Genomic DNA, 6,824 nt, shown 5'->3' with positions numbered 1-6,824 from the left:
GCCCCCGGTGCCGTCGGTGTCGAGAGGCTCCCGGGTGCAGGCCGCGAGGAGCACCGGGAGCGTGGGGGCGAGGGCGCGAAGTCGCATGCGAACGACGATAGCGAGGCGGCGCGGGGCCGGGCGAGGGGTCGCCTGGCGACAGGCCGGGGGAGGTGCGCTATGGTCGGCCATGGCCGAAGAACTCGTGATCGAAGACATCGTCGTCGGCACCGGCGAGACCGCGGAATCGGGCAAGCAGGTCAGCGTGCACTACACGGGCTGGCTGGTCGAGGGCGGCCAGAAGTTCGACAGCTCGCTCGACCGCGGGCGTCCGTTCAACTTCCAGCTCGGCGCGGGCGACGTGATCAAGGGCTGGGACCAGGGCGTGGTCGGCATGAAGGTCGGCGGCAAGCGCCGGCTGACGATCCCCCAGCACCTCGGCTACGGCCGCCGCGGCTTCTCGGACGTCATCCCGCCGCGCGCGGCGCTGCTGTTCGAGGTCGAGCTGCTTGCCGTGAAGTGACGCGTCACTCGGCCAGTGCGAGCACGAACTTGAGGTAGCGACCCTCGGGGAAGTGCAGCGGGGTCGGGTGGTCGGGCGGCTCGCCGCGGACCTCGAGCAGCCGCAGCGGGCGCCGAGCCTGGCGCGCCGACTCGCCGAGAATTTTTAAGAACATGTCCATCGGGACATGGCTCGAACAGCTGGCGGCGGCGAGCAAACCGCCGGGCCGGACCTGGCGCAGGGCGCTGGCGTTGAGGCGGGCGTAGGCGGCCTCGGCGGCGCGCACCGACTTGTGGTTGGGGGCGAACGAGGGCGGGTCGACGACGACGAGGTCGTAGGTGGTGCCGGCGGTGTCGTCGAGAAAGGCGAAGGCGTCGGCGGCGACGAAGGCGTGCGCGCCGGGGTCGAGGTCGTTGGCGACGAAGTTGTCGCGCGCGGCGTCGACGGCGTTGCGCGCGAGGTCGACGCTGGTGACCCGCGGGGCGCCGCCGAGCGCGGCGGCGAGGGAGAAGCCGCCGGTGTACGAGAACAGGTTGAGGGTCTCGCGGCCGCGCGCGACCTGGCGGATCAGGCGTCGGTTCTCGCGCTGGTCGAGGAACATGCCGGTCTTCTGGCCGCGGCGGACGTCGACGTGCATGCGCATGCCGTGCTCGCGGATCGCCACGAGCGGGGGCGGCGGCTCGCCGGCGAGGAGGCGCGGGCGCTGCGGCTCGGGGACGTCGTCGCCGCCGCGCTGGCCGCTCAAGCCCTTGAACCACAACGAGCGCGGGCGGACGACGTCGACGATCGCCCCGGTGAGGTCGGCGAGGTGCGGCAGCCAGGCGGGGGTGTCGAGCTTGAGCACGGCGCAGCCGGCGTAGAAGTCGACGACGACGCCGGGCAGCCGATCGCCCTCGCCGTGGAGCACGCGGAAGGCGTCGGTGGCCGAGAGGTCGAGGGTCGTCTGGCGCAAGAGCCAGGCGGTCTCGAGGCGCCGGCGCCACAGCGCGGGACCCGGCCGCTCGTCCTTGCGGGTGGCGACGACGCGGAGGGCGATCGGCGAGTCGGCGTCGAACAGGGCGTGGCCGATCGGGCGCCGCCCCTGGCCGAGCAGGGTGACGAGGTCCCCGGTGCGCGCGCCGACGACCTCGGGCACGGCGTCGACGTACAGCCACGGGTGGCCGGCGGCGACGTGGCGAGTGAGACGGTCGGGGACGAGGACGGCGGGCACGCGAGGCGGAGGTTACGCGATCTCGCGCGCGCGCACCCACGCGCGTGAGGCAGCGCGCGGCGGTCGAGCTGCTCCTGGGGACAGGTGGCATGCGGCCGGGTACCGCCGACCGCGAAGCCGCGGCGAGCCGGACGAGGGCTGACTCACTGAGGATGCGGCGGGCCCGCCGGGCCCGGCGACGGCCTGCGCGCAGGCGAGGTCGCGGAGGACGGGTCCGCGGGGTCCGCAGTCTCGTCGTGGCGGCCCGGCGATGGCACGCGGCGGGGGTCAGCGGTGCTCCGCGGGGTCGGCAGCGCCTCGTCGGTGGCGGTCCCGGCGATGGCACGCGCGCGGCGGGGGTCGGCGGTGCTCCGCGGGCCTTGCCGGTGGCGGTCCGAGCGGCGTCGGCGCGGGCGAGCGAGACCTTCGCCGCGGTGTTCGGAGTCGAAACCCGCCGGGGTGAATCACCGCATGAACGAAGGAGCGTGCTCGTTCGGGCATGCTCCTTCGTTCATGTAGTTTAGAACATGTCCGATCAATCAGCGGCGGCGGGGGCGAGCCGGCAGACCTCGTCGGTGTCGAACTCGACGGCGTAGTCGACGCCGGGGATGCAGAAGCCGCGGGTGCGGGCGTACTCGTCCATGAAGCTCTGGTAGAGCTCGGGGTCGAACGGGTCGCCGGGCTTGCCGGCGAAGAAGCGGGCCGACAGCTCGGCCTGCACGGCCTCGTCGAGCTCGACGTCGTCGAGGCGGACGAGGCCCTCGGCGTCGACGACGGGGTCGCCGCCGGCGGGCAGCTTGTCGCGGAACAGGCGCAGCATCGAGGCGAGCGGGTCTTCGAAGCGGTCGCCGAGGACGTCGCGGACGAGCGCCATGTAGTACGGGACGCCGGGGATCCCGCCCGAGGCCTCGGTGACGACGGCGGGGCCCTCGACCGCGACCGCGCGGCCGCCGACGCGCGCGCGCAGGACGGCGTCGATGGCCCGGGTGTAGAACTCGAGGTCGGCCTTGGCGAGGCCGATCAGGCCGTTGCGGTAGACGGCGGCGTTGAGCGGGTTGCCGCGGTACGAGATGGTCGCCAGGGTGAAGCCGGGCGCCAGCAGGTCGCGCTGCAGCAGGGCCTCGATCCACTGCTCGACGATCCGCCCGCCCATCACGAACTGGGTGGCGACCGCCTCCTCGGGGCTGCCGGGCGGCAGCTCGAGCTCGACGAGCTTCGGCAGGTCGGCCGGGGTCTCGCCGCGGCCGCTGAAGGTGCGCACGGTGGCCGGCTTGCCGAGCGGCTTGAGGGCGCTCTGGACCGGCTTGCCGGTGCGCGGGTCAGTCGCCCGCGGGGCCGCCAGCGCCCACACCAGCCCGTGCAGCTTGCCCCCGAGGTGGTCGCGGATCTCCTGCGCCGCCGCGTCGAGCACCGCGGGGTCGAACGCGTCGCCGAGGACCGTGCGGGCGACCAGGCCGCGCGCCCGCAGGCGCCGCTCGATCGCCAGCGTGCGGTGGAACCCGGGCGAGCCGATCTTGCGCAGCTTGTTCGAGCTCTCGGGCTGCGGCGCGGGGTCGTACGAGACGTTGAGCGTATGTGCTCCGAGACATGTCCCAAGGACCACGCGCGCGGCGCTGCCGAAGCCGCCCGAGCCGCCGACCACCAGCCAGGCGCCGCCGTCGGCGCGCGAGAGGCCGCTGGCGGCCGCGCGGTCGACCAGCGCCTCGGCCGAGCGCTGGACGCCGACCGGGTGGAAGTTGCCGGGGTGGATGACGTGGCCGAGCGAGGGCACGAAGCGGAACTGGAACTTCGGGACAGCGAGGCGCATGACCGCGGCCTTCTACCACGCCGCCGCGGCGGCGGGGGAGCGCGGCGCGAGGGCGCGCGTCCGCAGGTGCGACCGGGCCTGCGCGCGCGCAGGCGTTCGCGGTCCGGCGGCGCGGACGGCCGCTTGCGAGCGCGGAGAGCGCGGCTGTGCTGTGCAGCGCATCGCGTGTATCGGCGGTCGTTCAGGCCCCGAGATTGACGCCGTCCGTCGGTGGTCGCTCGCACATCTCGAGTCATGCTGCAGGTCATGGGCAACATCAGAATTCGCCGCCCGAACGCCCTGGGGAAGGCGATGGCGCGGCAGAAGACGGAGTCGATGGCGCTGAGCATGGAGGCGAAGCTGGGGATCCGCTGGCACTGGCAGGGCGACCAGCTGAACTTCGACACGCCGCGCGGCGCGGCCCGCGGGACGTGCGGCACGATCAGCGTCGACGAGACCAGCGTCGGCGTGGAGATCGACCTGCCGCTGGTGCTGGGCGGCTTCAGGGGCGCGGTCGAGGGCAAGATCCACGACGAGCTCGACCGCCTGCTGCCATCGTCCGGGACGCACTGATCAATGACTTCGGGGACATGTCCTGAAGCTCATGTCTTGACGCCGGCCGCACGCATCCGCGCGGCCGTCAGCGATTGCCGGGTGCGCGGCAGGTCGCGCCACGGGTCGCTCTTCAGGGCGGCCAGGCGGGTGACGATCGAGGTGAGGTCGTAGGCCTGCGGGTCGCCGAGGCGGGCCAGCTCGGCCCAGCGCAGCGGCGCGGACACGGGGGCGCCGGCGCGGGCGCGCGGCGAGTACGGGGCGATGCTGGTCGCGCCGCGGTCGTTGCGGAGGTAATCGATGTAGATCTTGCCGCGCCGCCTGTGCTTGCTGGCGACGTCGATGAAATGCTCGGGGTCGGCGAGGGTGAACTCGCGGGCGAGCGCGCGCGCGAAGCCCTTGACCTCGGCCCACGTCTGGCGACCCGCGGTCAGCGGGACGACCACGTGCAGGCCCTTGCCCCCGGTGGTCTTGAGGAAGCTGTCGAGGTCGAGCTGGGCGAGGCGCTCGCGCATGGCACGAGCAGCCCCTTTGACCATGTCCCAGGGGACATCTTCGGCGGGGTCGAGGTCGAGGACCATGCGGTCGGGGCCGTCGGGCGCGGCGACCGTGGCGCCCCAGGCGTGCAGCTCGAGCGCGCCGATCTGCGCCAGGCCGATCAGGCCGCGCTCGTCGCGGATGTAGACGTAGGCCGGCTCGTCGGGGTCGCCGATCTCGATCGGCTCGACGCCGGCCGGCATGTCGTGCCGCATGTGGCGCTGGAAGAAGCACGGCTTGCCGATGCCGTCGGGGCAGCGCACCAGGCTGAGCGGACGCTCCGCGACGTGGGGGAGCATCCACTCGTGGATCTTCTCATAATACTCGGCGAGGTCGCGCTTGGTGATCTTGTCGTCGGGGAAGAGGATCCGCCCGGGGTTCGACAGCGGGACGCCGAGGACCTCCACCGCGCCGGACGCCGGGGCGTCGGCCGGGAGCTCGCGGCGGACCTGCTTCGGCTTCTTGTCCTCGCGCACGCCCTCGTAGACGGCGTGGCGCAGGCGGTTGTCGCCGGTCCACTCGCCGTAGCGGACCTCGACCACGAGGTCGGGGCGGACGAACCGGATGTCCCCGAGGCCAGCCGGCAGGCGGTCGGCGAAGGGCGAGCGCGAGACGGCGCGCTCGCTCAGCAGCTTCTTCAGACGCGCGGCCTCGGCGAAGTCGAAGCCGGTGCCGACCTTGCCGGCGTAGCGCAGCTCGCCGGCGTCGTCGAACACGCCGACGAGCAGGGCGCCGAGCGCCCGCGAGCCGCTGCGCGCGCTGGCATAGCCGCCGACGACGACCTCCTGGCGGCGGCCGCACTTGATCTTGAGCCAGTCGCGGGTGCGGCCGCTGCGGTAGGGAGCGTCGAGCCGCTTGGCGAGGATGCCCTCGAGCCCGAGCGCGCAGGCGCGGGCGAGCAGCTCGGCGCCGCCGCCGACGATGTGCTCCGACAACCGCACGCGGCCGGGCGCGTCCTCGAGCGGGAGCAACTCGGCGAGCAGCTCCTTGCGCTGGGAGAGCGGGAGCGGACGCAGGTCGTGACCGTCGAGGTCGAGCAGGTCGAAGGCGTAGAACACGAGCTCGCCGGTGCGCTCCTCCGACAGCGCGGCCTGCAGCGGGCCGAAGCGCGTGAGGCCGTCGTCGTCGACGTGCACCAGTTCGCCGTCGACGAGGGCCCGATGGTCGCCGAGGCGCTGCTTCAAGGCCTTCGCCAGCGGGGCGAGCCGCTCGGTCCAGTCCTGGTCGCCGCGGGTGATCAGGCGAATGTCGTCACCGTCGACGCGCACGAGCAGGCGATAGCCGTCGAACTTGATCTCGTGGCACCAATCGTCGCCGTCGGGGACCTTGTCGACCAATGTGGCCAGCTGCGGAGGAATGCGCGCAGGCAGCGGGCGGGTCGCGCCGTCGTCCGCGGCGGTCGACTTCTTCCTCGCCGCGGTCCTCTTCTTCGCCGACTTCTTCGCCCGACCGGCGGGGGACTTGTGGGTCGCGGCGGCGACGACCCGGCGGGTGTCGTTGGCGGCCTGCTTGCGCGCGGCCTTCTTGTTGGTGGCTCTTTTTGAAGCGGCCTTCTTGTTGGTCGTCTTCTTGGCGGCGGCCGTCTTGTTGGTGGCTTTCTTGGCGGCCTTCTTGTTGGTGGCCTTTGCCGCGGCCTTCTTGTTGGTCGTCTTCTTCGCCGCCGTCTTGTTGGTGGCCGTCTTGCGCGCGGCCTTTTTCTTGGTCACGGCCGGCTCGCCGGCGGCGATCTGCTCGACGGTGCGACCGCTGATGACGCTCTCGGGGCGGTCGCGCACGAGGACCTCGCCGTCGTCGCTGGCGTCCTCGTCGTCCTCCTTGATCAGCAGCCAGTTGTCGTGGTCGTCGTCGCGGCGGCCGTGCATGCGCACGAGGGTGTAGCCGCCGTGCAGCTTGTCGCCCTCGAGGCGGAACTTGAGCTTGCCGGCGCGGTAGGCGGCGTGCGGGTCGCCGTCGGGGTACCAGCGGCCGCGATCCCACAACACGACCGCGCCGCCGCCGTACTCGCCCTGCGGGATGGTGCCCTCGAACTTGCCGTACTCGAGCGGGTGGTCCTCGACGTGCACGGCGAGCCGCTTGTCCGCGGGGTCGAGGCTGGGGCCGCGCGGCACGGCCCAGCTCTTCAGCACGCCGTCGAGCTCGAGCCGCAGGTCGTAGTGCAGCCGGCGCGCGGCGTGCTTGTGGACGATGAACTCGCCGCGCTCGCGCGCCCGCGGCCGCTTGCCCCGCGGCTCGGGGGTCACGGCGAAGTCGCGCTTGTGGTGGTAGCGCGCGAGCGACAC

Annotated in this window: 5 protein-coding genes; 2 read left to right on the top strand and 3 right to left on the bottom strand. The window is 72.9% G+C overall.

Translation table 11 applies throughout. The annotated features are described in order from the left end of the window. Positions 1–169 precede the first annotated feature (169 nt). Positions 170–502: an FKBP-type peptidyl-prolyl cis-trans isomerase gene (locus K7C98_RS26730; RefSeq protein ID WP_224194608.1), complete on the top strand. Its 333-nt coding sequence runs from the start codon at positions 170–172 to the stop codon at positions 500–502. 4 nt (positions 503–506) lie between these two features. On the opposite strand, the gene K7C98_RS45035 is transcribed toward K7C98_RS26730, so the two are convergent. Then, the gene (locus K7C98_RS45035; RefSeq protein WP_224194607.1) at positions 507–1,691 is read right to left on the bottom strand and encodes a class I SAM-dependent rRNA methyltransferase; all 1,185 of its coding nucleotides are present in this window, start codon (positions 1,689–1,691) and stop codon (positions 507–509) included. Positions 1,692–2,205: 514 nt separating this feature from the next. Beyond that, the gene (locus tag K7C98_RS26720; protein WP_224194606.1) at positions 2,206–3,477 is read right to left on the bottom strand and encodes a hypothetical protein; all 1,272 of its coding nucleotides are present in this window, start codon (positions 3,475–3,477) and stop codon (positions 2,206–2,208) included. 234 nt (positions 3,478–3,711) lie between these two features. On the opposite strand from K7C98_RS26720, the gene K7C98_RS26715 reads away from it, so the two are divergent. Then, entirely contained in the window at positions 3,712–4,029 is a 318-nt protein-coding gene (locus K7C98_RS26715) for a polyhydroxyalkanoic acid system family protein (RefSeq protein WP_224194605.1), read from the top strand. A 29-nt stretch (positions 4,030–4,058) separates the two neighbouring features. Here the strand turns inward: K7C98_RS26715 and ligD are convergent, their stop codons facing one another. Further along, positions 4,059–6,824 (bottom strand): DNA ligase D, encoded by a 2,766-nt coding sequence (gene ligD, locus K7C98_RS26710; RefSeq protein ID WP_224194604.1) that lies wholly within the window; start codon positions 6,822–6,824, stop codon positions 4,059–4,061.

Source organism: Nannocystis pusilla (genome assembly GCF_020073745.1).
In the GTDB taxonomy this organism is placed as follows: domain Bacteria; phylum Myxococcota_A; class Polyangia; order Nannocystales; family Nannocystaceae; genus Nannocystis; species Nannocystis radixulma.
Note: the sequence above shows the minus strand (reverse complement) of the source record. Positions and strands in the feature narration are given on the sequence as shown.